The following is a 22713-nucleotide window of genomic DNA, read 5'->3' as shown; positions in this document are numbered from 1 at the left end:
TGTAGTGAAACGCAGACGCTGGCTGCTCGCCGTCATCTCCGGCGCCACCCTGGTCCTGTTCCCCGGTGCCGCCCAGCAGTCCGCCCCGGTCGCGGCGGCCCAGGCCGTCGCCCTCACCGAGAACGGTCCGCGCCCACCAGGCGGCGACCCCGGCCCGCCGGGTGGCCAGCCCGGCCTCGCCGGTGGCGGCCGGGCTCCGCAGCCGGAGCCGCCGCGGAGCCTCTGCCGTCCCGGCCTGCCGCCGAACGCGCCGGCGACCACCCAGTTCCACGACAACAACCGGCTGCTCGGCCCGGCCCAGCTTCCGCAGGAGTCACCGGTCGGCCCGCTGCTCGCCGGCTACCAGCGGTTCGGCGCGCAGACCGCGAGCCGGTGGCTGGTGAACTACACCACCGGCAACCCGGCCACGCTGCTCTTCCCGCCGGAGAGCGGCTACCTCCTCGGCCCGCACGGCGAGCCGATCAAGCAGCGGCAGACCATGCTGACCGGGTACCGGCTCGACCGGTTCGGCTTTCCGGGGGGTGCCTTCCTGGCCCCGCTCGGCACCCCGTTCAGCTCCCGTTCGCTGGCCCCGCAGAGCCTGAACACGCCGCCGCTCCCGCCGCCCCCGCCGGGTGTCCCGTCGGCCGCGCCGCTGGCCAACTACCACACCTACTGCGTGCTCAAGCCGTTCGACGTCGACTCCGGCCCCATCGCGCCGTGGTTCGCCCAGCCCGGCCTGGGCACCCAGTTCCAGCTCAACCCGGCGTACCTGCCGCAGGCCGGGTCGACGCTGAACGTCCAGTGGCTGATCGACCACGACTACCTCGTCGAGGAGTACCTGGCCGCTCCGTGCGCGGTGGACACCGCGCCGGGTCAGCGTGGTGGCGGCGTGTCCGCCGGGCAGGTCTGCTGATCCCCGGTAGACCGGGACGGCAGTGAGCCGGGCCGGCGGTCGCTCCCCCCGGGCGACGGCCGGCCCGACCGGACGAGAAGTGGAGGTCGGGAATGGACCGGCACGAGGTGCGCAACGCCCTGCTGACGACCGGACTGTCGCCGGACGCCTTCGAGATCGAGGGGGTGCACGAGCACGTGCCCGTCCCGCCCGACTTCTGGTTCCTCCGCCGGTCCCCGGACGGGCGCTGGGAGATCGGCGCCTACGAGCGCGGGGTGTACGACGTACGCCAGGTCCTCGACACCGAGGCGGAGGCATCCGCCGGGCTGTGGCGGGCGCTCACCGGCCGCCCCGCTCCCCACTGACGCACTGTCCGCGCAGGTCGCAACGGTGTTGTCGGACCTACCTACCGTGGACGTCAGCCCGCCCGGACGTGCCGGTGCCGGCGCCCCCGCTAGGAGTGGTCATGCCCGGTCGAGCCGCGCTCCGAATCACCGTCGTCGTCCTGGCCGCCGCGCTCGCGGCCAGTGGTTGCACCCCCACCGGCACGGGTTCCCAGCAGCCCGGCGCGGCGGACACGATCAGCGAGAAGCCGTCCGACGTACTGGGCTCGGCCGCCGCGACGGCCCCCGCCGGCGGCGGTTTCGACGACGGCAGCGCCGGTGCCGGCGCGACCACCGGCGCCGGCGCGCCGGGCGGCGGGTCGAAGGGCGGCGGGTCGACCGGCTCGACCGGCGGCGGGTCGACCGGCGGCGGCACCGGCAGCAGCGGCGGCCAGTCCGGCACGAAGTCGAGCGGTCCCACCATCAGCTACTTCCGGGTCGCCGACAAGCCGTCCTGCCCGGCCGGGACCAGCGCCAACCCGATCGCCGGCAGCCCGGTCCTGGTGGAGTGGAAGGCCGGCAACGTCGACTCCGTCGCCCTCTCGGTCGACGGCCCCGGCATCTACGCCGACGACTACCCGGCGGCGGGCAGCGAGAGCTTCAACTTCCCCTGCTCGGGCGGCGAGGGTGACATCCAGAAGCACACGTACACGCTGACCGTGCGCAACGCCCACGGCAAGCAGTCCAAGACCATCTCGGTCAGCGCCCCGGTGCACGACATCCCGAGGGTGTGACCCTCCGCCGGCACCCGCACGGGTCCGTGGATCCCGAGGTGACCTGGCTCGGGTGGCGGTCTCCGGGTGCGGGAGGATGAGGTACGTGACGACGATCCCGAACGTGCTCGCCCACCGGTACGCCTCACCCGAGCTGGTCGCCCTCTGGTCCCCGGAGGAGAAGGTACGGATGGAGCGGCGGCTCTGGCTCGCCGTCCTCCGGGCCCAGCGTGACCTCGGCGTGGCCGTCCCCGACGGGGTGGTCGAGGCGTACGAGCGGGTGGTCGACGACGTCGACCTGGCCTCGATCGCGGAGCGCGAGCGGGTCACCCGGCACGACGTGAAGGCCCGGATCGAGGAGTTCAGCGCGCTCGCCGGGCACGAGCACGTGCACAAGGGGATGACCTCCCGCGACCTCACCGAGAACGTCGAGCAGCTCCAGGTGCGGGCCTCGCTGGAGCTGATCCGGGACCGGGTGGTCGCCGCGCTGGCCCGGCTGGCCCGGCTCGCCCACGAGCACTCCGGCCTGGTGCTGACCGGCCGGTCGCACAACGTCGCCGCGCAGGCCACCACGCTGGGCAAGCGCTTCGCCTCGGCGGCGGAAGAGCTGCTGATCGCGTACGAGCGGCTGGAAGACCTGATCAACTGGTATCCCCTGCGCGGGATCAAGGGGCCGGTGGGCACCGCCGCCGACCAGCTCGACCTCTTCGACGGCGACGCCGCGAAGGTCGCCGAGCTGGAGCGCCGGGTCGCCGAGCACCTGGGCTTCTCCCGGGTGCTGGACAGCGTCGGCCAGGTCTATCCGCGCTCGATCGACATGGCGGTGCTCGCCGCGCTGGCGCAGGTGGCCGCCGCGCCGTCGTCGCTGGCCACCACGATCCGGCTGATGGTCGGTCAGGAGTTGGCGACCGAGGGCTTCAAGCCGGGCCAGGTCGGCTCCAGCGCCATGCCGCACAAGATGAACACCCGTTCGTCGGAACGGGTGAACGGCTTCGCGGTGATCATCCGGGGGTACCTGTCGATGGTCGGCGAGCTGGCCGGCGACCAGTGGAACGAGGGGGACGTCTCCTGCTCGGTGGTCCGCCGGGTCGCCCTGCCGGACGCCTTCTTCGCCGCCGACGGGCTGTTCCAGACCTTCCTCACCGTGCTCGACGAGTTCGGGGCGTACCCGGCGGTGATCAGCCGGGAGCTGGAGCGCTTCCTGCCCTTCCTGGCCACCACGAAGATCCTGGTCGCGGCCGTACGCCGGGGCGTCGGCCGGGAGGTCGCGCACGAAGTGATCAAGGAGCACGCGGTCGCCGTGGCACTGGCCATGCGGGAGAAGGGCGCCCCCGACAACGACCTCTTCGACCGCCTCGCCGCCGACGCCCGCCTGGGACTCACCCGCAGCGAGATCGACACCCTGGTGGCCGACCCGACCACCTTCACCGGCGCCGCCCAGGCCCAGGTCGACGCGATCACCAGGCGCATCACCGCAGTCGTGACCGCCCACCCCGAGGCCGCCACCTACTCCCCACCCCCCATCCTCTAACCGCGAGCCCACCCCAACCGGCGCACTCCCACCCGGCTGGACGGCAACCCGCAACGACCTGGCCCGGCCCCCTCCCCGCCCTCTCGCGTTCCCCGCCCTCTCGCGCCCTCTCGCGGTGATGCCCTCTCGCGGCGATGCCCCTCTCCCGGCGATGGCCAGGGTCGCGGCGATGCCCTGGGTCGCGTTGATCAAGAGATTTGCGTCAACATTGGTGATCGAAAATGACGCAAACCTCTTGATCACGGCCGCCGGCCGGCGGGCCTGCCTGCCTGCCCGTCCGCCCGTCCAGGCCCACCGGCCCGGCCCGGTGCCGTCCGCCCGCCTGCCCGCCTTTCCTGCCCCTCGCCTTCCCGCCTTTCCTGCACTCTCGCGGTGATCAAGAGGTTTGCGTCACCGTTGGAGATCGAAATGACGCAAACCTCTTGATCACCGGGCCAATGCCTGCCGGCCTGCTCGGCCCGCCTGGCCGTCCGGCCAGCCGCCGGGTGGGGCCGGTGGGGCCGGTGGGACGGTGGGAAACGGTGGTGTCAGGAGTCGCGGGTGGGGGTTTCGGCGGCGGAGGAGAGGTTGGGGGCGCTCGCCGGTTCGGCGATGCCGCCGGGGGCCTCGGTGAAGCTGGGTTCCTGCGCGGTCTCGGCCGCGACCAGCGGCTGGTCGTGCGGCATGACGTCGGGGACCTTGGGTACCACGATGACCGCCGTGCCGTAGGCGCAGATCTCCATCCACATCTCGCCGCAGTCCCGGCTGTCGAAGCGCATCCCCACCACGGCGTTCGCGCCGATCCGGAGGGCCTCCTCGCCGAGCCGGGCCACCGAGTCGGTACGCCAGCGGGTGAGGTTGTCCGGCGCCATCGGGTCGTACGCGCCGCCCCGCAGGTTCTTGACCCCCTCGCGGTACGGGTTTCGGGTCCGCGCCATCGACGACACCACTTCGCCGAGGATCTGGCGGATCTCGTAGCCGGGCAGTTGATCCGTCGTCACGACCAGCACGGTTCCGATGCTGTCAGTCGCCGCGCGGCGTCAACGCGTGCCGTGTTCAGCCGAGCGGATGCTGCAAATCGAGGCGGCGCGGACGGTCGGCGCTCTGCCGGCCATCCGCGCCGCGATGACGCGAATCGTCAGACACCGGCCGTCGAGGTGATCCAGGCCCGGTTGTACGCGACACTGCCGTAGTTCTGGATGCTCGACCCGTCGGCGGTGGAGGCGACCCCGACCTGTAGGCCGTTGTAGAACTGCGGGCCGCCCGAGTCGCCGCGCCAGGCGTTGCCGTTGATCCGGGTGCTCCGGATCGCCTGGCCGCCGTACGCGTCGGTGACGTTGGTGCTGGTGACCTGCACCGAGGCGGTCTTGAGCTGGCTGGACGCCCCGCAGCCGCTGTAGCAGGTCATGCCCCAGCCGTAGATCGAGTTGGTGGAGCCGACCGGCGGGTTGCTGTTGGCCAGGCTGACCGGGCTGTTGGTGACCGAGCTGGAGAGCCGTAGCAGGGCGAGGTCGTAGCGGGTGTAGGAGGCGCTCACGGTGCGGGTGGTGCCGCCCGAGGCGTAGTAGACGCTGCCGACCCGGACGGACATGGTGCCGCTGACGCAGTGCCGGGCGGTGAGCACCCACTGGGCGGCGATGACGCTGCCGGAGCAGGTGAACGACCCGTTGCTGAAGACCGCGGCGGCCCACGGGGCGGAGGAGACGGTGCTGCCGCCGATGATCGGTTGCGGGCCGGCCGGGGCGGCGGTGGCGCCGGAGGAGGCGACGAGGACGCCGGCGAGGGCGGTGGTCAGTACCGCGAGCGCGGAACGGAGACGCATGTCGGGGGACTCCTTACGCGGGGTTGGCCCGGGGTCGCCGGGCGGAACCGGCCGTCGGCGGGCGGGGGTGGCCCGCCGAGAACGCCGACAAGACATCGACGTCTGGCGATTCACGCTAGGGGGCGGGAGCCCGGTTCACAAGAGTGTGATCGAGGTGAGCCAATGTGACAGGGGTGGCTCGCAGCGGGCTCGCCGGTGTTTGTCGGATACTGGTCTCAGTCCCGCTGTCGGACGACGAATTCCCTGCTCAGATGGGCTGTGTCGAGTCGGCGTGGCGGTGTCAGGCAACGAATTCGCATCGGACCGGCAACGAACCGGTAACCGGCCGTCCGTCCGGACGGTCGGTTATGTTGATCACTGCCTGAACTGCCCCCGGCCGGTGCGTCCGTAGCGGAATCTGCCAGGTACGCTGGCTGCGCTCGCCCGTAGTGGGCCGGCACCCAACTGCGTACACAGTCAGGAGTGCCCAGTGCCTCGCGTCGTCGTCGACGTCATGCTCAAGCCCGAGATCCTCGATCCTCAGGGCCAGGCCGTCGCAAACGCGCTGCCGCGGCTCGGCGTCAGTGACGTCGCCTCCGTCCGGATCGGCAGGCGGATCGAGATCGAGTTCACCGGCGAACCGGACCTGGACCGGGCCCGGGAGATCGCCGACAAGCTGCTCGCCAATCCCGTCATCGAGGACTTCACCGTCCGCGTCGTCGACGCCGACGAGACCGTGGGCACGCACTCGTGACCGCCCGCGTCGGTGTGGTGACCTTCCCGGGTTCGCTCGACGACGGGGACGCGGCGCGGGCCGTCCGGATCGCCGGTGCCGAGCCGGTCCGGCTCTGGCACGGCGACGCGGAGCTGCACGGGGTGGACGCGGTCGTCCTCCCGGGTGGCTTCTCCTACGGCGACTACCTGCGCTGCGGCGCCATCGCCCGGTTCGCCCCGGTGATGGAGACGATCGTCGACGCCGCCCGGGGCGGCCTGCCGGTGCTCGGCATCTGCAACGGCTTCCAGATCCTCTGCGAGGCCCACCTGCTCCCCGGCGCGCTCACCCGCAACCAGCACCTGCACTTCCGCAACCGGGACCAGGTCCTGCGCGTGGAGTCGGCCGGCACCGCCTGGACGAACGCCTTCCAGGCCGGCCAGGAGATCCTCATCCCGGTCAAGAACGGTGAGGGCTGCTACGTCGCGGACACCGCGACCCTCGACGAGCTGGAGGCCGAGGGCCGGGTCGTCGCCCGCTACGTCGGCGGCAACCCCAACGGCTCGCAGCGGGACATCGCGGCGATCACCAACGCCGCCGGCAACGTGGTCGGCATCATGCCCCACCCGGAGCACGCGGTCGAGGCGCTCACCGGCCCCTCCCTGGACGGCCTCAGCTTCTTCACCTCGGTGCTCAAGCACCTGGTGGGGACGCCGGCGTGACGGTGCGCGGCAGGATCATCGGTCGGCTCCACCGCCCCACGGGCGGGTACGAGCGCAGCGAGGAGAGGTCATGACCACCCATCAGGACCCGGCCGTACGGGAGACACCGGGCCACTTCCCGGCGGACCCGACGGAGCCGCGTGCGGCCGTGACGCCGCCGGGCGGCCCGGCTGAGGCCGGCCGGAACGACGGTCCGGCGCCCGCGTGGGTCGACGGCGTGGACACCGTGCAGCAGGCCGCCGGCACCGCCGACGAGCTCCAGCCGTACGCCGAGCTGGGCCTCCGCGACGACGAGTACGACCGGATCCGGCACATCCTCGGCCGCCGTCCCACCCAGGCCGAGCTGGCCATGTACTCGATCATGTGGAGCGAGCACTGCTCCTACAAGTCGAGCAAGGTGCACCTGCGCCAGTTCGGTGAGAAGGCCCCGCCGAGCGACCGGCTGCTCGCCGGCATCGGGGAGAACGCCGGCGTGGTCCGGGTCTCCGACGAGCTGGCGGTGACCTTCAAGGTCGAGTCGCACAACCACCCGAGCTTCGTCGAGCCGTACCAGGGCGCGGCGACCGGGGTCGGCGGCATCGTCCGGGACATCCTGGCGATGGGCGCCCGTCCGGTCGCGGTGATGGACCCGCTGCGGTTCGGCGCGGCCGACCACCCGGACACCGCCCGGGTGCTGCCCGGTGTGGTCGCCGGTGTCGGCGGCTACGGCAACTGCCTGGGCCTGCCCAACATCGGTGGCGAGCTGGTCTTCGACCCCTGCTACCAGGGCAACCCGCTGCTCAACGCGCTCTGCCTCGGCGTGCTGCCGGTCGACCGGCTGCAGAAGAAGGACGCCGCCGGGCCGGGCAACGTGGTGGTGCTGCTCGGCGCCAAGACCGGCCGGGACGGCATCGGCGGTGTGTCGGTGCTGGCCAGCGCCACCTTCGACGAGAGCAGCGAGCAGCGCCGCCCGTCGGTGCAGGTGGGCGACCCGTTCATCGAGAAGCTGCTGATCGAGGCGTGCCTGGAGCTGTACGACGCCGAGCTGGTCGTCGGCATCCAGGATCTCGGTGGCGCCGGCCTGACCTGCGCGCTCACCGAGACTGCGGCGTCGGCCGGCACCGGCATGCGGGTCTGGCTGGAGCGGGTCCCGCTCCGCGAGCCGTCGATGGAGCCGCACGAGATCCTGGCCAGCGAGTCCCAGGAGCGGATGCTGCTGGTGGTGACCCCGGAGAAGCTGGAGGCGGTGCTCAAGACCGCCGAGAAGTGGGGGGTGCTGGCCACCGCGATCGGTGAGGTCACCGCGCCGGCGGAGGACGGCCGGCCGGGACGGCTCCTGGTTACCTGGAACGGTCACACCGTGGTCGACGTGCCGCCGGGTTCGCTGGTGGACGACGGCCCGGTCTACGCCCGCCCGATGCGCGAGCCGGCCGACCTGATCCTGCTCCAGGCCGACCGGGCCGAGACGCTGCCCCGGCCGAACACGCCCGAGGCGCTGCGGGAGACCCTGCTCCGCATGATCGCCTCGCCGAACCTGGCCGACAAGACCTGGGTGACCGAGCAGTACGACCGGTACGTGCTGGGCAACACCGTGCTGGCCCAGCCGGAGGACTCCGGCGTGATCCGGATCGACGAGCGGACCGGCCTCGGGGTCGCCCTGTCCGTCGACGGCAACGGCCGGTACGCCCGCCTCGACCCGTACCAGGGGACGAAGCTGGCGCTCGCCGAGGCGTACCGGAACGTGGCGGTGACCGGCGCGAAGCCGATCGCCGTGACCAACTGCCTCAACTTCGGCTCGCCGGAGGACCCGGGCGTGATGTGGCAGTTCGCCGAGGCCGTGCGCGGCCTGGCGGACGGCTGCCTGGAGCTGGGCATCCCGGTGACCGGCGGCAACGTCAGCTTCTACAACCAGACCGGTGCGGCGGCGATCCACCCGACCCCGGTGGTCGGCGTGCTGGGCGTGCTGGACGACGTGGCCGACCGGGTGCCGATGGGCTTCGTGCCGCGTGCCGGCGGCGACCACGACCAGCTCTACCTGCTCGGCGACACGCACGTGGAGCTCTCCGGCTCCGAGTGGGCCTGGGTGACCCACGAGCACCTGGGCGGCATGCCGCCGCAGGTCGACCTGGGCCGGGAGCGCCAGCTCGCCGAGCTGATGGCCGAGGCGGCCCGGGTGGGGCACCTCAGCTCCGCGCACGACCTGTCCGACGGCGGCCTGGCCCAGAGCCTGGTCGAGTCCTGCCTGCGCAAGGGCGTCGGCGCCCGGATCGGGTTGCCGGAGCGGTTCGCCGACGGCTCACTGCCGTTCGTCTTCCTGTTCAGCGAGTCGGCCGGCCGGGCGCTGGTCTCCGTCCCGCGCGGGCACGAGAAGGCGTTCACCGCGCTGTGCGCCGAGCGCGGCGTGCCGTGGGAGCGGATCGGCGTGACCGACCCGGCGAGCGGCGCCCTGGAGGTGCAGGGCCAGTTCCGGATTGACCTGGACGAGTTGCGGGCCGTGCACACCGCGACCCTGCCCCGGCTCTTCGGTGGCCTGGAAGCGGCCCGGGTCGAGGTCGAGGCGACCCGGACCGGCACCAACACCGTCGCGCCGGCCACCGCCGCGCAGCCGGTGGACGTGCCGACCGGCGAACAGCCGGCCGACGCGGACGACCCGGCCGGTGAGGTGGTGGCCGCCCCGGTCGCCGCCGCGTCCGTGCCGAGTGCCCCGATCCAGCAGGCCACGCCCGACGCCGCCCCGGCGGCCGGGCCGACCGGTGCCGGCGAGCCGGCCGCCGAGCGGGAGCCGACCACGGAGGTCAGCGCAGATGCGACGGCTCCCGACGCTCCGGCGGCCCAGGCCGACGGCGGCGACGAGCAGTCCTCCGCTCCCGATCAGCGCTGAGGCGTTGGCTGCGGCCGTCCACGTCCAGCCCGGATCCGGTGCCCGGTTCGACTGGGGGCTGACCGGGGCGGCGGAACTCGGTCGGGTCTGCGCCGTCCTGGTGGTGGTGGACGTCCTCTCGTTCACCACCGCCGTCGAGGTGGCGGTCGGCCGAGGTATGCGGGTGCACCCGTTCCCCTGGGGGGAACAGGCGGCCGACTACGCGCTGCGGGTCGGCGCGGTCGCCGCGGTGGGCCGCCGGCAGACGACCCCGGAACATCCGTGGTCGCTCTCCCCGGCGGCACTGGCCACCGCGCCGGTCGTCGCCGACCTGGTGCTGCCGTCGCCGAACGGTTCCGCGATCAGCGCCGCCGCCAGCGCCACCGGCCTACCGGTGGTCGCGGCCTGTCTGCGTAACGCCCGCGCCGTCGGACGTTGGCTGCGCCGCCACGGGTACGGCGCGAGGGACGCCCCGGTGGGCGTGGTCGCCGCCGGGGAACGCTGGCCGGACGGCACGCTGCGCCCGTCGGTGGAGGACCAGTTGGGTGCGGCCTGCGTGCTGGACGCGATCTCCGGGGTGCCGGGCGGGCTCTCGGTGGAGGCGGCGATGGCGCTGGCCGCGCTGGCCAGCACCCCCGACGTGCCGGCGGCGGTACGGGGCTGCGTCTCCGGCCGGGAGCTGATCGAGGGCGGCTTCGCCGGGGACGTCGACGTCGCCGTACAGGTGGGCGTCTCGGACGTGGTGCCGGTGCTGCGCCAGGGCGTCTTCTCCCCGGCCTGACCCGGATTCCCGAGCAGAACGCGACGGGCCGTCCGGTGATCCGGGCGGCCCGTCGGTGTATCGCTGTGGGTCAGTCGTCCAGCCAGTCGAGGCGGCGTCCGCCACGCTCCTGGGGCGGGCTGTCGGGACGACCCCGGCCGGGCTGGGCCGGGTCGCCGTAGTAGCCACCCTGCTGCTGGTCGTAGCCCTGCTGCTGGTCGTACCCGCCGGTGCGCTGCTGCGGCGGTTCCTGGCCGTAGCCACCCTGCTGGCCGTACCCGCCCGGTGGGGAGCCGTAGCCGCCGGCCGGCTGGTCGTAGCCACCCTGCTGGTCGTAGCCACCACGCTGGTCGTAGCCGCCCTGGTGGGCGCCGGCCGGCTGGTCGTAACCCCCGGCCGGCTGGTCGTAACCACCGCGCTGGTCGTACCCGCCGTGCTGGCTGCCGTAGCCCTGCTGGCCGGTGGCGTCGTAGCCGCCGCTCTGGTGGGCGCCGGCCGGTTGCTCGTAGCCGCCGCCCTGCTGGCCGTAGCCGCTGCCGCTGCTGCCGCCGTAGCCGCCGGTCGGCTCCTGGCCCCGGCCGTACCCGGCCGGCTCGGACTGGCCGTACCCGGCGGGCTCGGACTGGCCGTAGCCGGCGGGCTCGGACTGGCCGTACCCGGCGGGCTCGGACTGGCCGTAGCCGCCCGCGCCGCCGGCCTGGCCGTACGGCTCCGGTTCGGGCTGGTAGGTGCTGGTCGGGTACGGGTCGGCCGCCGGGGCGTACTGGGTGCTGTCGCCGGTGTACCGGCCGGTGGGCTCGTCGTAGCGCTCGCCGTAGCCGCCCTGCTCCTGCTGCGGGTAGCCGCCGGCCGCGGTCGCGCCGTAGTCCCGGCCGCCGTAGCCGGCCCCGGAGGCCGGGGCGTTGCCGTAGCCGCCGGCCGGGGAGGCGGCGGCACCGTAGCCGCCACCGGAGGCGGGGGCGTTGCCGTAGCCGGCCCCGGAGGCGGGGGCGTTGCCGTAGCCGCCGGCCGGGGAGGCGGCGGCACCGTAGCCACCTGCCGCACCTGCCGCACCCGCTGCGCCGTACCCGCCGCCGGAGGAGGGGGCGTTGCCGTAGCCGCCCGGCTGGCCGTACCCACCCTGGGCGGGGGGCTCGTCGCCGTAGCCGCTGCCGGCCCAGCCGCCGCCCTGCGCCGCGCCGTACGACTGTGGCGGGGCGCCGTACGGGTCCGGCGGGACGTCGTCGACGACCGGCCGGTGCATCATCGTCGGCGCGTCGCTCAGCGCGGAGCTGCCGACCATCGTCGGGTCCGGCCCGGCACCGACCCGGTTCACCACCCGGGTCTGGTCGTCGGTGCCGCGCGGACCCCGGGGGCCGGCGGCGGCACCCGCCGCAGCGGCGCCGCCCGGTCCGTCCCCGTCGTCGGCGTTCTTGCGCCGGATCCAGAGCAGCACGATGGTGCCGACACCGGCGGCGACCAGCAGGCCGCCGAGCAGGATGATCAGGAAGGAACCGAAGCCGCTGTCGTCGTCCTTCGACGCGGCCTGCTGCTGCCCGGCGGTCGTCGGTTCGGCGCTCTCGTCGGTCGCCTCGTCGGTCGCCTCGTCCGTCGGCGTGGCCTCCGCGGAGGTCGACGGGGTGGCGCTCGGGCTGACCTCGACCTTCAGCGCCAGGCTGACCCGCTGGCCGCTCAGGCTCTGCCCGGCGCTCGCGCTGACCGTCTTGGTCGAGACGATGCCGTCCTTGCTGGCACCGAGGACCAGGGTGCCGGGGGCGATCGGGTTCGAGCTGGATCCGGTGATCCGGAAGTTGCCGCTGCCGTCGCTGGTGGTGCTGAACTGGCGACCGGTCGGATCCTCCAGCCCCACCACCGCGTTCGGCACCGGGTCGCCGGTGGCCGTCACGACCACCTTGCCGGAGACCGACTTGACCGTCGGCTTGTCCTGCGGCTCGGTGGGAGCGGGGGCCGCCTTGCCCTTGACGGTGAGTTGGAAGCTGGCGGTGGTCGGGTTGGACTGGTCCGGCCGGACCTGCACGGTGACGCTCGCGTTGGCGTCCCCGGCGTTGTCGTTGGCCCGCAGCGTCAGCAGTTGCGACTTCGTCTGGTTGCCGTTGAGGTTGATCTGGCCGCAACCGGAGCAGCTCACCCCGGAGGGGAGGCCGGTCAGGCTGATCTGGGCGTTCTGGTCACCGTCACCCGGAGTGACCTGTACGGTCACGGTGGTGTCGCTGCCGGCGTTGACGGTCACCGATCCGGGCTGGACGGAGGCGGTGGCTGCCAGGGCGGGTGTGGCGGGGGCGGTGAGCAGGGCGCCGGCCACCAGCGCTACGACCACACCGGCCCGCTGCTTCCAGGCACGTCGGTGTGTTGACACGTCCACCGCCTTCCGGTCTGACTTCCCCGGTGGTTGGGCCAGGGATCATCACGGTACGAATACGCCGTCGGCAACTATGCCTTGTCTGACCGGATCGGCGCGACCCAGGGGCCAGCGTGGCACCCGGTGGGCTCGGGTCGTATCGTCCCGTCGTGTCCTCTCCGTACATTAAGTCCTCGGCGGTGGTGGCCGCGCTGACGGCGCTCGATGAGGGGCGTACGCCCGAACGGCCGGTGTACCGGGAGGCGGTCCGTACCCTTCTGACCGCCCTCGCGGAGCGTGCCCCCGGCCGATCGGTGGAGGTGCGTGTCCCACCTTACGGTGCAGTTCAGTGCGTTCCGGGTCCTCGACACACCCGGGGCACCCCGGCGAACGTGGTGGAGACCGATCCGGCCACCTGGCTGGCGCTGGCCACCGGCCGACTTTCCTGGACGGAGGCGGTCACGGACGGTCGCGTACAGGTGAGCGGAAATCGGGCGGATCTCTCCGGTCATCTGCCGCTCTAGCTGCACGTTTCGCTCAGAATGGTGACTAGCTGGAGCGGAATCGTGACTTTCTGTATCGACTGCGATTCGCGTACACTGTCAGGTGACGACAGTGGTCCCCGGCCGACAAGCGTGGAGCAGCCCCCCGGTTCCGCCAGGCCAGTCCAGACCAGCATGAGGGAGCGGCAGTGCCCCGAGGCGATGGCCGGCTGAGCCACGACCTTGACCCCCAGCGACCCGGCCCACAGGACGCCTGCGGCGTCTTCGGCGTCTGGGCCCCTGGCGAGGAGGTCGCCAATCTCACCTACTTCGGTCTCTACGCACTCCAGCACCGCGGCCAGGAGGCCGCCGGCATCGCGGTGAGTGACGGGTCCGGCGTGGTGGTCTACAAGGATCTCGGCCTGGTGGCCCAGGTGTTCGACGAGCCGACCCTGGCCAGCCTCCGTGGCCACCTGGCGATCGGCCATGCGCGTTACTCCACGACCGGCGGCTCGACCTGGGAGAACGCCCAGCCGACCATCCGGTCGACCACCTCCGGCACCACCATCGCCCTGGCGCACAACGGCAACCTGGTCAACACCGCCGAGCTCCAGAAGGAGGTCGCCGGGCGGGGCCTGGTCGCCGACGGCGCGACCAACGACACCTCGCTGGTGACGATGCTGCTGGCCAGCCGCCCCGACCTGTCGGTGGAGGCCGCCGCGCTGGAGGTGCTGCCGCAGCTCCGGGGCGCGTTCAGCTTCGTCTTCATGGACGAGTCGACCCTCTACGCCGCCCGCGACCCGCACGGGGTCCGCCCGCTGGTGCTCGGCCGGCTTGAGCGCGGCTGGGTGGTGGCCAGCGAGACCGCCGCCCTGGACATCGTCGGGGCCAGCGTGGTCCGCGAGGTCGAGCCGGGCGAGCTGATCGCGATCGACGAGAACGGCCTGCGGTCCAGCCGGTTCGCCGCGCCGGAGCCGAAGGGCTGCCTCTTCGAGTACGTCTACATCGCCCGCCCGGACGCCACCATCGCGGGCCGCAACGTGCACGCCGCCCGGGTGCAGATCGGTCGTCAGCTCGCCAAGGAGCACCCGGTCGAGGCCGACCTGGTGATCCCGGTGCCGGAGTCGGGCACCCCGGCCGCGATCGGCTACGCCGAGGCGTCCGGCATCACCTACGGCGCCGGCCTGATGAAGAACCCGTACGTCGGGCGCACCTTCATCCAGCCGTCGCAGACCCTGCGTCAGCTCGGCATCCGGCTCAAGCTGAACCCGCTGCGGCAGAACGTCCGGGGCAAGCGGCTGGTCGTGGTCGACGACTCGATCGTGCGGGGCAACACCCAGCGGGCGATCGTCCGGATGCTGCGCGAGGCGGGCGCGCTGGAGGTCCACGTCCGGATCTCCTCCCCGCCGGTCAACTGGCCGTGCTTCTACGGCATCGACTTCGCCACCCGGGCCGAACTCCTGGCCAACGGGTTGGACAACGAGGGCATCCGGCGTTCGATCGGTGCGGACACCCTCGGCTACGTCTCGCTTCCCGGTCTCATCGCCGCGACCGAGCAGCCCAAGACCCGACTGTGCCGAGCCTGTTTCGACGGGGAGTACCCGATCGACCTGCCGGCCGGGAACCTGATCGGTAAGCACGTGCTCGAAGGAGTGGGGCGGCGGGTCGCCGGCGCCCCGGACGTCCCGGGGCACACCGCCACACCGCTCGTCGCCACTCCGGGCGGCGCTACCGTCCACCGCCCGTAGTACACCGGGGCCGTCCGGCCACCGCCGGCACGGTGCCGAGAACCACAAAGGGGAGAACCGTGACGCACGTGTCCGAGCGCAACGGCGCAGGAAGCAGCCCGACCGGTGCCGGCGGCGACCGGCAGCCCTGGACCGCGGGTACCGGTCGCAGCACGCGCAAGCGCTCGGTCTCGTACGCCGACGCCGGGGTGTCGATCGAGGCGGGCGACCGCGCGGTCGAGCTGCTGAAGTCGAAGGTCAAGCAGACCCGACGCCCCGAGGTCATGGGTGACCTGGGCGGCTTCGCCGGCCTGTTCCGGCTGGACACCAAGAAGTACAAGAATCCGATCCTGGCCTCCTCCACCGACGGCGTCGGCACCAAGCTGGTGATCGCCCAGCAGCTCGACATCCACGACACCATCGGCATCGACCTGGTCGCGATGGTCGTCGACGACCTGGTGGCCTGCGGCGCCGAGCCGCTCTTCCTGCTCGACTACATCGCCACCGGCGAGGTCGTGCCGGACCGGGTCGCCGAGATCGGCGCCGGCATCGCCGACGGTTGCCGGTACGCCGGCTGCGCGCTGCTCGGCGGCGAGACCGCCGAGCACCCGGGCGTGCTGCGTCCGGACGAGTACGACGTCTCCGCCACCGGCGTCGGCGTGGTCGAGGAGAGCGAGATCCTCAGCCCGGACCGGGTGGAGGTGGGCGACGTGGTGATCGCGATGCGCTCCTCGGGCCTGCACTCCAACGGCTACTCGCTGGTCCGGCACGTGCTGCTGGGCGCCGGTCGGATGCGGCTGGACGTGGTGATCGACGACTTCGGCCGGCAGCGCACCCTCGGCGAGGAACTGCTCACCCCGACCAAGATCTACGCGCAGGACTGCCTCAAGCTGATCACCGAGGCGGAGGTGCGCTCGATCGCCCACGTCACCGGCGGCGGCATCCCGGGCAACCTGGTCCGGGTCCTGCCCGAGCACGTCGACGCGGTGGTCAACCGGTCCACCTGGAAGCCGCAGCCGATCTTCGACCTGATCCAGTCGAAGGGCCGGATCGAGGACCCGGAGATGGAGTCGACCTTCAACATGGGTGTCGGCATGTTCGCCATCGTCTCCGCCGAGGACGCCGACCGCGCGCTGGCCACCCTGGCCGGCCGGGGTGTCGACGCCTGGCAGGCCGGCGAGATCATCGAGGGCACCGGCAACGTCCAGATGATCGGTCAGCACACCCGCGGTTGAGCACATTCCTGGTGATCAGCCGGACACCTGATCGGGGGTTCACCCGGATAGCCATCGCCGCCTAGCCTGAAGGACACTTCGGGCACGGGGAGGAGGGCCGATGGCTGCTCGGGCACAGTCCGTGACGGGAATGCGGGGCATCGCCACGGTCCCGTCGTACGTGGTGATGCAACCGACGACGCTGTGCAACCTGGACTGCGCGTACTGCTACCTGCCGCACCGGGCGGCCGACCGGCGGATGCCGGTGGCGGTGGCCGAGGCGGTCGCCGCCGCGGTGAACCCGTGGGCGGCGCGGGGCCGGTTCTCGGTGGTCTGGCACGGTGGGGAGCCGCTCGCCGCCGGCCGGGAGCACCTGGCGGCGCTGATCGCCCCGTTCGGCGCCGAGGTGGAGCACCACGTGCAGACCAACGCCACGTTGGTCGACGACGCCTGGTGCGCGTTCTTCGTCGAGCACGGGGTGCGGGTGAGCGTCAGCGTGGACGGCCCCCGGGGGCGCAACGGTGACCGGGTGACCCGGGCCGGCCGGCCCGCGTACGACCGGATCGTCCGGGGGGTCGAGGCGCTGCGCCGGCACGGCCTGCCGTTCTCGGCGCTGGCCGTGGTGGGCCGGCCGGCCCCGGGGCTCGCCACCGAGCTGTACGACTACTTCCTTGAGCTGGGCTGCGACGTGCTCGGCGTGAACATCGAGGAGACCGAGGGGATCAACACCCGCAGCAACGCGCACGACCCGGCCGTGGTGACCGCGTTCTGGGCGGAGCTGGTGGCGGCCTGGCGTCGGGCACCCCGGATCCACCTGCGCGAGGTGGAGTGGTCGCTGCGCTACGCGGCGGCGGTGCTGACCGGCGCGGAGGGCGACCTGCTGCCCCGGCAGCTCGATCCGATCCCCACGATCGGGTACGACGGCTCGGTGACCGTGCTCTCCCCGGAGCTGGCCGGCTTCACCGACCCCCGGTACGGCGACTTCAGCAGCGGCAACGTGCTGGCCACCCCGCTGGCCGAGATCCTGGCCGGTGCGGCCGGCACGCCCTGGGTGGGGGAGTTCCTCGCCGGGGTCGAGGCGTGTCGCTCGTCCTGCGCCTACTTCGGCTTCTGCGGTGGCGGCCACGCGGCGAACCGCTACTTCGAGCAGGGAAGGTTCGACGGTACGGAGACCGAGCACTGCCGCAACAGCAAGATCCGCCTACTGGAGGGAGTGTTGGAGCATGCCCGAGACCACCAGTCACCGGCAGCCTGAGCGCGTCGGGGGAGGCACGGACCCGGTCGCCGACCGGGTGCGTGAGGCCGCCCCGGGACTCGCCGCCCTGCTCCACGAGGCCGAGGCCGCGCGTCGTTCCCGGGCGGAGGTGTCGGGTGGCGACGGCACCAGCGCGGTGTGCGCGTGGAACCACTTCGAGAACATCCCGACCTTCTACAACTGGAACAACCGCCCGCGCTAGGCGGACGCCCAGGGCGGGCGGGCCCGACCCAGGGCGATGGATGACACCGAGCTGAACACGCCGAGATCAGGGACCCTGCCGGCCGGCCGGAGCAGGCTCCGGGATGGCGAGGTCCCTGATCGTCGGTGGTGGCGCCGCTTTGGTCGGGCACATGCGTGAGCACGCGGGGAGTTGCCGCGTGCTCAGATGTGACCGGAGGTCAACGGGTCGGAGGAACCCAGGTGTCCGGGTCGTCGTCCGCGTGATCCTCATCATCGTCGTCGACATACTCTTTGTAGTCGTCGTCGAAGTTGTGCTCAGACTTACCAGCACCTGCCAGTTCGCGCTGCAAGGCGGTGAGGTCGGTGTTCGGGGAGTGGTACTTCAACTCCCGGGCCACCTTTGTCTGCTTGGCCTTAGCACGGCCGCGCCCCATGGCTCGACCCCCTCGCACAGAATGCGGGGCAGCCCGAAGGCGGGCCCCGATGACGTCAGGCATCTCTCGTGGCTCTTACGGTACATGGGGATGCCACCGTTCGGCACCTCGGGTTACCGTCTGCCGGCCCTGCGCGTCGCAGTCATCCGGACGTCACCGAGTGTACCCGGTAAGGAGCGGTTGCCAGGTCCGGCCGTGACACCGGGCAGAACGCCACGAAAGCCGCGTTGAGTGCATGCTACCGCGCGGGTGTCCCGGGATGCGGACAGCTCCGCACCCCGGGACGGTCGGTCAGCGCAGTCGGATGGAGCGCAGCCGGCCGATCTCGGCCATCCGGCGCTCGGCCAGCCGGTCCGCCGCCACCGCCGGGGGCACGCCGTCGTCGTCGGCGAGCCGGAGGATCTCGCGGGTGGTGTCGTAGATCCGGGTGGCCCGCAGCTTGGCCCGGTCGAAGTTGAAGCCCTCGATCTCGTCCGCGACCTGGATCACACCGCCGGCGTTCACCACGTAGTCGGGGGCGTAGAGGATGCCCCGGTCGGCCAGCAGCTTCTCGATGCCCGGGTGGGCGAGCTGGTTGTTGGCCGCGCCGGTGACCACCCGGGCGCGCAGCGCCGGCACGGTGTCGTCGTTCAGCGCGCCGCCCAGGGCGCACGGGGCGTACACGTCGATGTCGGCGGCGACCAGCGCGGAGGCGTCCTCGACCAGCTCGACCTGCGGGTGGTTGGCCCGTACCCACTCCAGCGCCTTCGGGTTGAGGTCGGTCGCCACCACCTCGGCGCCGTCGGCGATCAGGTGGCCGACGAGGTACTTGCCGACCTTGCCCAGGCCGGCCACCCCGACCCGGCGACCACTCAGCGTCGGGGAGCCCCAGACGTGCTCGGCGGCGGCCCGCATGCCCTGGAAGACGCCCCAGGCGGTCAGGACCGACGAGTCGCCCGCGCCGCCGTGCTCCACGCTGCGGCCGGTGACGTAGCGGGTCTCGCGGGCGATCACGTCCATGTCCGTCACGTAGGTGCCGACGTCGCAGGCGGTGTAGTAGCGCCCACCCAGGGTCTCCACGAACCGGCCGTACGCGCGCAGCAGCGCCTCGCCCTTGATCTGCTCCGGGTCACCCCAGATGACCGCCTTGCCGCCGCCCAGGTCCAGCCCGGCGAGGGCGTTCTTGTAGGCCATGCCACGGGACAGGTCGAGCACGTCGGCCAGCGCCGCCTCCTCGCTGGCGTACGGGTAGAACCGGGTGCCGCCGAGGGCGGGGCCCAGCGCGGTCGAGTAGATGCCGATGATCGCCCGGAGGCCGGTCTGCTTGTCCTGGCAGAAGACGACCTGTTCGTGACCGGTGGATCCCGGGTCGTCGGTGCTGGCGAATACGCCCATGACTTGCTCCTGTGTCGGTGTGCGTCCTTGTGGGGCGCGGACCTGGCTGGTTGCCGGCGGGGATGCTGCCGGCCTGCTGAGCCTAATATCGTCCGGGGGACGTGCTGTCGTCCACGTCACGGCTGGCTACGGTCCACGTCACGGCTGCGTAAGGGTCCACGTCACGGGCCCCGGTCGCGGCCGGCCGGGGTGGCCACCGTCGCGGCCCCGCGTCGCGTCCGCCCGTGCGATCCGCGGCACGGCCCCGCACGACCGGCAGCGGCGCTGGTGCGCGGTTTCGTGGGAGGATCGCGCCGTGCCGTCGCTCTTCGCTTCTTATCTGCGCGTGTACGAGCCGCTGACCGCCTTCGACCGGGACCGCCAGTCGTACTGGCGGCGCTACGTGCGGGAGGGGCGGGCGGTGGCCCCGCTGGAGGGGCCGGGCCGGCAGCGCACCTCGGTCATCGAGGCGCTCGGCGCCGGGTGGACCCGACTGCCCGACCTGCCGGACGAGGCGTACGTGCTGGAGTTCGACGACACCCTGCTGGTCTGCCCGTGGAACCTGCGAATCCGGGTGGCCGAGGCGGCGCTGAGCGCCCGCGACGGCGTGCCGTCGGTGATCGCCGACGCGTTCGTGCCGCCGGTCCTGGCCGGGCAGGCCAAGGCGGTGGTGGAGGACTGGCGCAGCGGTGCCCGGGTGCTGGAGCACGGGGTGCCCCGGCTGCACGAGCAGATCTCCACCTGGGGCGTCCCGCTGCGCTGGTTCGTGCTCTTCGAGCCGGGCGAGCGGGACCTGGTGACCCAGCCGGAGCGGCGGGCGCTGCGCTACCGGACGGAGATCTCCAAGGCCCGTCGGCGGGCCTCCCGGGCGCTGTCGGTGCTGCGCAAGTCGATCGGCGAGGCGCCGATCACCGAGGCGGTCGAGGAGGCCGCCCGCTGGCTGGAGGAGTTCCACCCGCGTTCGGTGGTCGAGCTGGACTACGGCGGCCTGGTGGCGCTGCTCTCCGACGAGACGCTGGCCGGGGACGACTCGCCGGAGCTGGTCGCGACGGGGCTGGCCGGGCTCTCCCGGGGTGAGGCGGACGAGGCGTCGGCGGCGTACGACCGGCTGGTCGCCCGGTGGCGGGCGGTGCAGTTGCTGGAGCGGTGCAACTGACCACGAAGCGCCCAACGAGGTGTCAGCCATGAGACAGTCTCGTATTTGACGCATCACGAACCGTGACCATGAGTCCGAATAAGGTAGTTTCTGCCGTGTAAAAGTCAGATAAATCGGGCATGGTTCATCCGTCCGTCTAGGGACCTTCGGCCGTTCGGCCCATGTCGGACATCGGGGACTAGCCGGACCATGGGAGACGCGTCGGCCGGCGGGACCCCGGCCGATGTCTATACATGTGGAGGAGTGACCGATGGCATCGCGAACGCACGAACCAGAGCCGCTACTCACGCCGGCCGAGGTGGCGTCGATGTTCCGTGTCGACCCGAAGACGGTGACCCGGTGGGCAAAGGCGGGGAAGCTCAGCGCGATCCGGACTCTGGGCGGCCACCGTCGGTACCGCGAGTCGGAGGTGCGGGCCCTGTTGCAGGGACAGATTCCCCAGCAGCGACAGGGAGACTGACCGGTCAGCGAGTTCCGGTGTCAGGGGCGGACGGGCGTCGCGGTGGCGACGATCCACCGCCCCTGAACCATGTCCGGGGTGCTCACTCCTGAACGGTGACCCGGATCCCGATCGTCCCCGCCTCGCCCCGGCGCAGCCGGCTGCCGAGCAGGCTCAGCCGGCCCAGCAGCCGGTACTTCCGTTTGATCAGGTCACGCACCCGGTGGCTCTCCGCCGGCCCGCACAGGACCGCGTGGCCGGGCACCGCCTCGCCGTGTGGCCGGCCACGCACGTCGCACGGGGCCACCGTCACGGTGCCGTCCCGTCGGATCCGCTTGACCTTCCCCGAGTCGGCGGCCGTCCAGATCGCCAGCGTGTCGCCGTCACGGACCGACCACACCGGGGTCGGCACCGCGCGACCATCCCTGCGGAACGTCGTCAGCAGGACGTACTTCTCCGCCGCCAGGCGGTCCAACTCGGTCACGTCGCCCAGGATACGGCGGCGGCCCCCCGATAGCGTGCACGTCGTGACAGGAGAACCGCAGCTCGGCGACGTGTTCGGGGAGCTGCTGCGCGACGCCTACGCGGTGCACACCGGAATCGGCCCCCGGCCGCTGGTCGGCGGCCGGCTGCCCCGGCCGGTCATCGAGATCATCGAGCGGGACGACGGGCTGGTCAACGGGGCGCCCGCCGCGCACTACCTGGAGGGTCCGGAACACTGGCAGCCGTACGACCACCGGGCGGTGGACCGGGCCCGGGGCGCCACCCTGGACGTCGGCGTCGGCGGCGGCCGGATCGCGCTGGTGCTCCAGGAACGCGGCGTACCGGTCACCGGGCTGGACACCTCGCCCGGGGCGCTGCGGGTCTGCCGCCACCGGGGGGTGCGTGACCTCGTCCTCGGCACGGTCGACGAGCACGTCGCCGACGGCCGGCGGTACGACACGTTCCTGCTGCTCGGCAACAACCTGGGACTCTTCGAGGGGCGGGACCGGGCCCCGGCGTTCCTCGCCGCGCTGGCCGCCCTCGCCAGGCCCGGGGCGCAGGTCATCGCACACGGCACCGACCCGTACGGCACGACGGACCCGCTGCACACCGGCTACCACGAACTCAACCGGCGACGGGGGCGGCTCGGCGGGCAGCTACGACTGCGGCTGCGCTACCGCGAACTCGGCACCGAATGGTTCGACTACCTGGTCTGTTCGGCCGACGAACTGGCCGAACTGGTCCGGGGCACCGGCTGGCGGCTGACCGACGTGGACGACCGCGACGCCCCGTACTATCTGGCCACCCTGCGACTGGCCGGCTGACGCCGCTCGTAGGGATCATCCCGAAGACCGGTATGCCGCTCCGGCATGAATATGACGCAGCGGCATACCCGTTTCGAGACTGGTCGCCTCCCGCGTGCGGTGGCGATCTTCGCCGGCCGGGTGCCCGTTCCGAGCGCGCGCTCGGCCGGGCGCGCGGATCCGGCGAGGGCACCCGCGACGACGACGGTGCCGGTCCCTACGGCTAGACCTGGACGGTCGGGGGGAGCTGCTCCGGCGGCAGGCCGCCGTCACCGTCGACCACCTCGTCCGGGGTGCCGTCCTCGTCGATGTCGACCATGGTGATGTCGACCTTGCCGTCGCCGTCGGTGTCGAACTGGAACAGGTCGGCCCGGCCGTCGCCGTCGGTGTCCACCACCCACACGTCGGTCTTGCCGTCGTTGTTGGTGTCGGCGCGGAGCAGGTCGACGCGCTCGTCGCCGCGGGTCTCCACGACCACCGGGTCGTCGGTGCCGCCGGTGCCGTCCACGGTCTGCGGTGCCTGGCTCATGTC

The 22713-nt window shown here is 72.5% G+C and carries 22 protein-coding genes and 1 pseudogene; 16 read left to right on the top strand and 7 right to left on the bottom strand.

What is annotated here, in order from left to right; genetic code table 11:
* Positions 1–4: 4 nt before the first annotated feature.
* The 4 genes from ACIQG9_RS11730 to purB all read left to right on the top strand — a co-directional run bounded on the left by ACIQG9_RS11730 (position 5) and on the right by purB (position 3501).
* The gene (locus ACIQG9_RS11730) at positions 5–895 is read left to right on the top strand and encodes a TNT domain-containing protein (protein ID WP_400400589.1); all 891 of its coding nucleotides are present in this window, start codon (positions 5–7) and stop codon (positions 893–895) included.
* A gap of 92 nt (positions 896–987) precedes the next feature.
* Entirely contained in the window at positions 988–1239 is a 252-nt protein-coding gene (locus tag ACIQG9_RS11725) for a hypothetical protein (RefSeq protein WP_400400586.1), read from the top strand.
* Between the two features lie 101 nt (positions 1240–1340).
* Positions 1341–1991 (top strand): hypothetical protein, encoded by a 651-nt coding sequence (locus tag ACIQG9_RS11720; RefSeq protein WP_400400583.1) that lies wholly within the window; start codon positions 1341–1343, stop codon positions 1989–1991.
* Between the two features lie 85 nt (positions 1992–2076).
* Positions 2077–3501 (top strand): adenylosuccinate lyase, encoded by a 1425-nt coding sequence (gene purB, locus ACIQG9_RS11715; protein ID WP_400400580.1) that lies wholly within the window; start codon positions 2077–2079, stop codon positions 3499–3501.
* Positions 3502–4028: 527 nt separating this feature from the next.
* Here purB and ACIQG9_RS11710 read toward each other — a convergent pair.
* Positions 4029–4595 (bottom strand): annotated as a pseudogene (locus ACIQG9_RS11710) (YbjQ family protein).
* 23 nt (positions 4596–4618) lie between these two features.
* The gene (locus ACIQG9_RS11705; RefSeq protein WP_400400577.1) at positions 4619–5302 is read right to left on the bottom strand and encodes a S1 family peptidase; all 684 of its coding nucleotides are present in this window, start codon (positions 5300–5302) and stop codon (positions 4619–4621) included.
* Positions 5303–5771: 469 nt separating this feature from the next.
* Between ACIQG9_RS11705 and purS the strand changes: the two genes are divergently transcribed.
* From purS to ACIQG9_RS11685, 4 genes are all read left to right on the top strand, one after another.
* Entirely contained in the window at positions 5772–6035 is a 264-nt protein-coding gene (purS, locus tag ACIQG9_RS11700) for a phosphoribosylformylglycinamidine synthase subunit PurS (RefSeq protein ID WP_400400575.1), read from the top strand.
* Positions 6032–6715: a phosphoribosylformylglycinamidine synthase subunit PurQ gene (purQ, locus tag ACIQG9_RS11695; RefSeq protein ID WP_400400572.1), complete on the top strand. Its 684-nt coding sequence runs from the start codon at positions 6032–6034 to the stop codon at positions 6713–6715. The genes purS and purQ overlap by 4 nt, the downstream gene beginning before the upstream one ends.
* A gap of 70 nt (positions 6716–6785) precedes the next feature.
* On the top strand, positions 6786–9575 hold the full coding sequence (gene purL, locus ACIQG9_RS11690; RefSeq protein ID WP_400400569.1) for a phosphoribosylformylglycinamidine synthase subunit PurL: 2790 nt from the start codon (positions 6786–6788) through the stop codon (positions 9573–9575).
* A 4-nt stretch (positions 9576–9579) separates the two neighbouring features.
* A complete protein-coding gene (locus tag ACIQG9_RS11685; RefSeq protein WP_400400566.1) occupies positions 9580–10335 on the top strand; it encodes a 2-phosphosulfolactate phosphatase in 756 nt (251 codons plus the stop codon).
* Between the two features lie 70 nt (positions 10336–10405).
* Here the strand turns inward: ACIQG9_RS11685 and ACIQG9_RS11680 are convergent, their stop codons facing one another.
* Positions 10406–12670 (bottom strand): carboxypeptidase-like regulatory domain-containing protein, encoded by a 2265-nt coding sequence (locus tag ACIQG9_RS11680; protein ID WP_400400563.1) that lies wholly within the window; start codon positions 12668–12670, stop codon positions 10406–10408.
* Between the two features lie 182 nt (positions 12671–12852).
* Between ACIQG9_RS11680 and ACIQG9_RS11675 the strand changes: the two genes are divergently transcribed.
* The 5 genes from ACIQG9_RS11675 (at position 12853) to amcA (ending at position 17532) form a co-directional block, all read left to right on the top strand.
* Positions 12853–13176, top strand: coding sequence for a sterol carrier family protein (locus ACIQG9_RS11675; protein WP_400400966.1), 324 nt, complete (start codon positions 12853–12855; stop codon positions 13174–13176).
* A 167-nt stretch (positions 13177–13343) separates the two neighbouring features.
* Positions 13344–14882, top strand: a complete 1539-nt coding sequence (gene purF / locus ACIQG9_RS11670) for an amidophosphoribosyltransferase (protein ID WP_400400560.1) — start codon at positions 13344–13346, stop codon at positions 14880–14882.
* Between the two features lie 59 nt (positions 14883–14941).
* Positions 14942–16096, top strand: a complete 1155-nt coding sequence (gene purM / locus ACIQG9_RS11665; protein WP_400400557.1) for a phosphoribosylformylglycinamidine cyclo-ligase — start codon at positions 14942–14944, stop codon at positions 16094–16096.
* Positions 16097–16226: 130 nt separating this feature from the next.
* Complete coding sequence (gene amcB, locus ACIQG9_RS11660; protein WP_400400964.1) at positions 16227–17330, top strand: cyclophane-forming radical SAM peptide maturase AmcB; 1104 nt, start codon at positions 16227–16229, stop codon at positions 17328–17330.
* Entirely contained in the window at positions 17299–17532 is a 234-nt protein-coding gene (gene amcA / locus ACIQG9_RS11655; RefSeq protein WP_400400554.1) for a multiple cyclophane-containing RiPP AmcA, read from the top strand. Before amcB ends, amcA begins: the two co-directional genes overlap by 32 nt.
* Before the next feature lie 199 nt (positions 17533–17731).
* Here the strand turns inward: amcA and ACIQG9_RS11650 are convergent, their stop codons facing one another.
* Positions 17732–17947 (bottom strand): DUF3073 domain-containing protein, encoded by a 216-nt coding sequence (locus ACIQG9_RS11650; protein WP_088976875.1) that lies wholly within the window; start codon positions 17945–17947, stop codon positions 17732–17734.
* A gap of 291 nt (positions 17948–18238) precedes the next feature.
* Positions 18239–19321, bottom strand: a complete 1083-nt coding sequence (locus tag ACIQG9_RS11645) for a Glu/Leu/Phe/Val dehydrogenase (RefSeq protein WP_400400552.1) — start codon at positions 19319–19321, stop codon at positions 18239–18241.
* A gap of 295 nt (positions 19322–19616) precedes the next feature.
* Between ACIQG9_RS11645 and ACIQG9_RS11640 the strand changes: the two genes are divergently transcribed.
* Entirely contained in the window at positions 19617–20456 is an 840-nt protein-coding gene (locus ACIQG9_RS11640) for a hypothetical protein (protein WP_400400549.1), read from the top strand.
* Positions 20457–20706: 250 nt separating this feature from the next.
* On the top strand, positions 20707–20916 hold the full coding sequence (locus ACIQG9_RS11635; RefSeq protein ID WP_007073996.1) for a BldC family transcriptional regulator: 210 nt from the start codon (positions 20707–20709) through the stop codon (positions 20914–20916).
* A gap of 82 nt (positions 20917–20998) precedes the next feature.
* Here ACIQG9_RS11635 and ACIQG9_RS11630 read toward each other — a convergent pair whose 3' ends face one another.
* Complete coding sequence (locus ACIQG9_RS11630; RefSeq protein ID WP_400400546.1) at positions 20999–21379, bottom strand: PPOX class F420-dependent oxidoreductase; 381 nt, start codon at positions 21377–21379, stop codon at positions 20999–21001.
* A gap of 43 nt (positions 21380–21422) precedes the next feature.
* Here ACIQG9_RS11630 and ACIQG9_RS11625 point away from each other — a divergent pair, with 43 nt between their 5' ends.
* A complete protein-coding gene (locus tag ACIQG9_RS11625; RefSeq protein ID WP_400400544.1) occupies positions 21423–22202 on the top strand; it encodes a class I SAM-dependent methyltransferase in 780 nt (259 codons plus the stop codon).
* Positions 22203–22404: 202 nt separating this feature from the next.
* Here ACIQG9_RS11625 and ACIQG9_RS11620 read toward each other — a convergent pair whose 3' ends face one another.
* On the bottom strand, positions 22405–22710 hold the full coding sequence (locus ACIQG9_RS11620; RefSeq protein ID WP_400400541.1) for a hypothetical protein: 306 nt from the start codon (positions 22708–22710) through the stop codon (positions 22405–22407).
* Between the last annotated feature and the right edge of the window lie 3 nt (positions 22711–22713).

Origin of the sequence: Micromonospora sp. NPDC092111 (assembly GCF_044755745.1) — a bacterium.
Taxonomy (GTDB): Bacteria; Actinomycetota; Actinomycetes; order Mycobacteriales; family Micromonosporaceae; genus Micromonospora.
Note: the sequence above shows the minus strand (reverse complement) of the source record. Positions and strands in the feature narration are given on the sequence as shown.

What these genes read in the sequence shown, in the direction of transcription:
- ACIQG9_RS11705 (WP_400400577.1), bottom strand. Translation starts at nt 5,302, where the DNA reads ATGCGTCTCCGTTCCGCGCTCGCGGTACTGACCACCGCCCTCGCCGGC.
- ACIQG9_RS11645 (WP_400400552.1), bottom strand. Translation starts at nt 19,321, where the DNA reads ATGGGCGTATTCGCCAGCACCGACGACCCGGGATCCACCGGTCACGAA.
- purL (WP_400400569.1), top strand. Translation starts at nt 6,786, where the DNA reads ATGACCACCCATCAGGACCCGGCCGTACGGGAGACACCGGGCCACTTC.
- ACIQG9_RS11620 (WP_400400541.1), bottom strand. Translation starts at nt 22,710, where the DNA reads ATGAGCCAGGCACCGCAGACCGTGGACGGCACCGGCGGCACCGACGAC.
- amcA (WP_400400554.1), top strand. Translation starts at nt 17,299, where the DNA reads ATGCCCGAGACCACCAGTCACCGGCAGCCTGAGCGCGTCGGGGGAGGC.
- ACIQG9_RS11720 (WP_400400583.1), top strand. Translation starts at nt 1,341, where the DNA reads ATGCCCGGTCGAGCCGCGCTCCGAATCACCGTCGTCGTCCTGGCCGCC.
- ACIQG9_RS11725 (WP_400400586.1), top strand. Translation starts at nt 988, where the DNA reads ATGGACCGGCACGAGGTGCGCAACGCCCTGCTGACGACCGGACTGTCG.
- amcB (WP_400400964.1), top strand. Translation starts at nt 16,227, where the DNA reads ATGCGGGGCATCGCCACGGTCCCGTCGTACGTGGTGATGCAACCGACG.
- ACIQG9_RS11635 (WP_007073996.1), top strand. Translation starts at nt 20,707, where the DNA reads ATGGCATCGCGAACGCACGAACCAGAGCCGCTACTCACGCCGGCCGAG.
- ACIQG9_RS11650 (WP_088976875.1), bottom strand. Translation starts at nt 17,947, where the DNA reads ATGGGGCGCGGCCGTGCTAAGGCCAAGCAGACAAAGGTGGCCCGGGAG.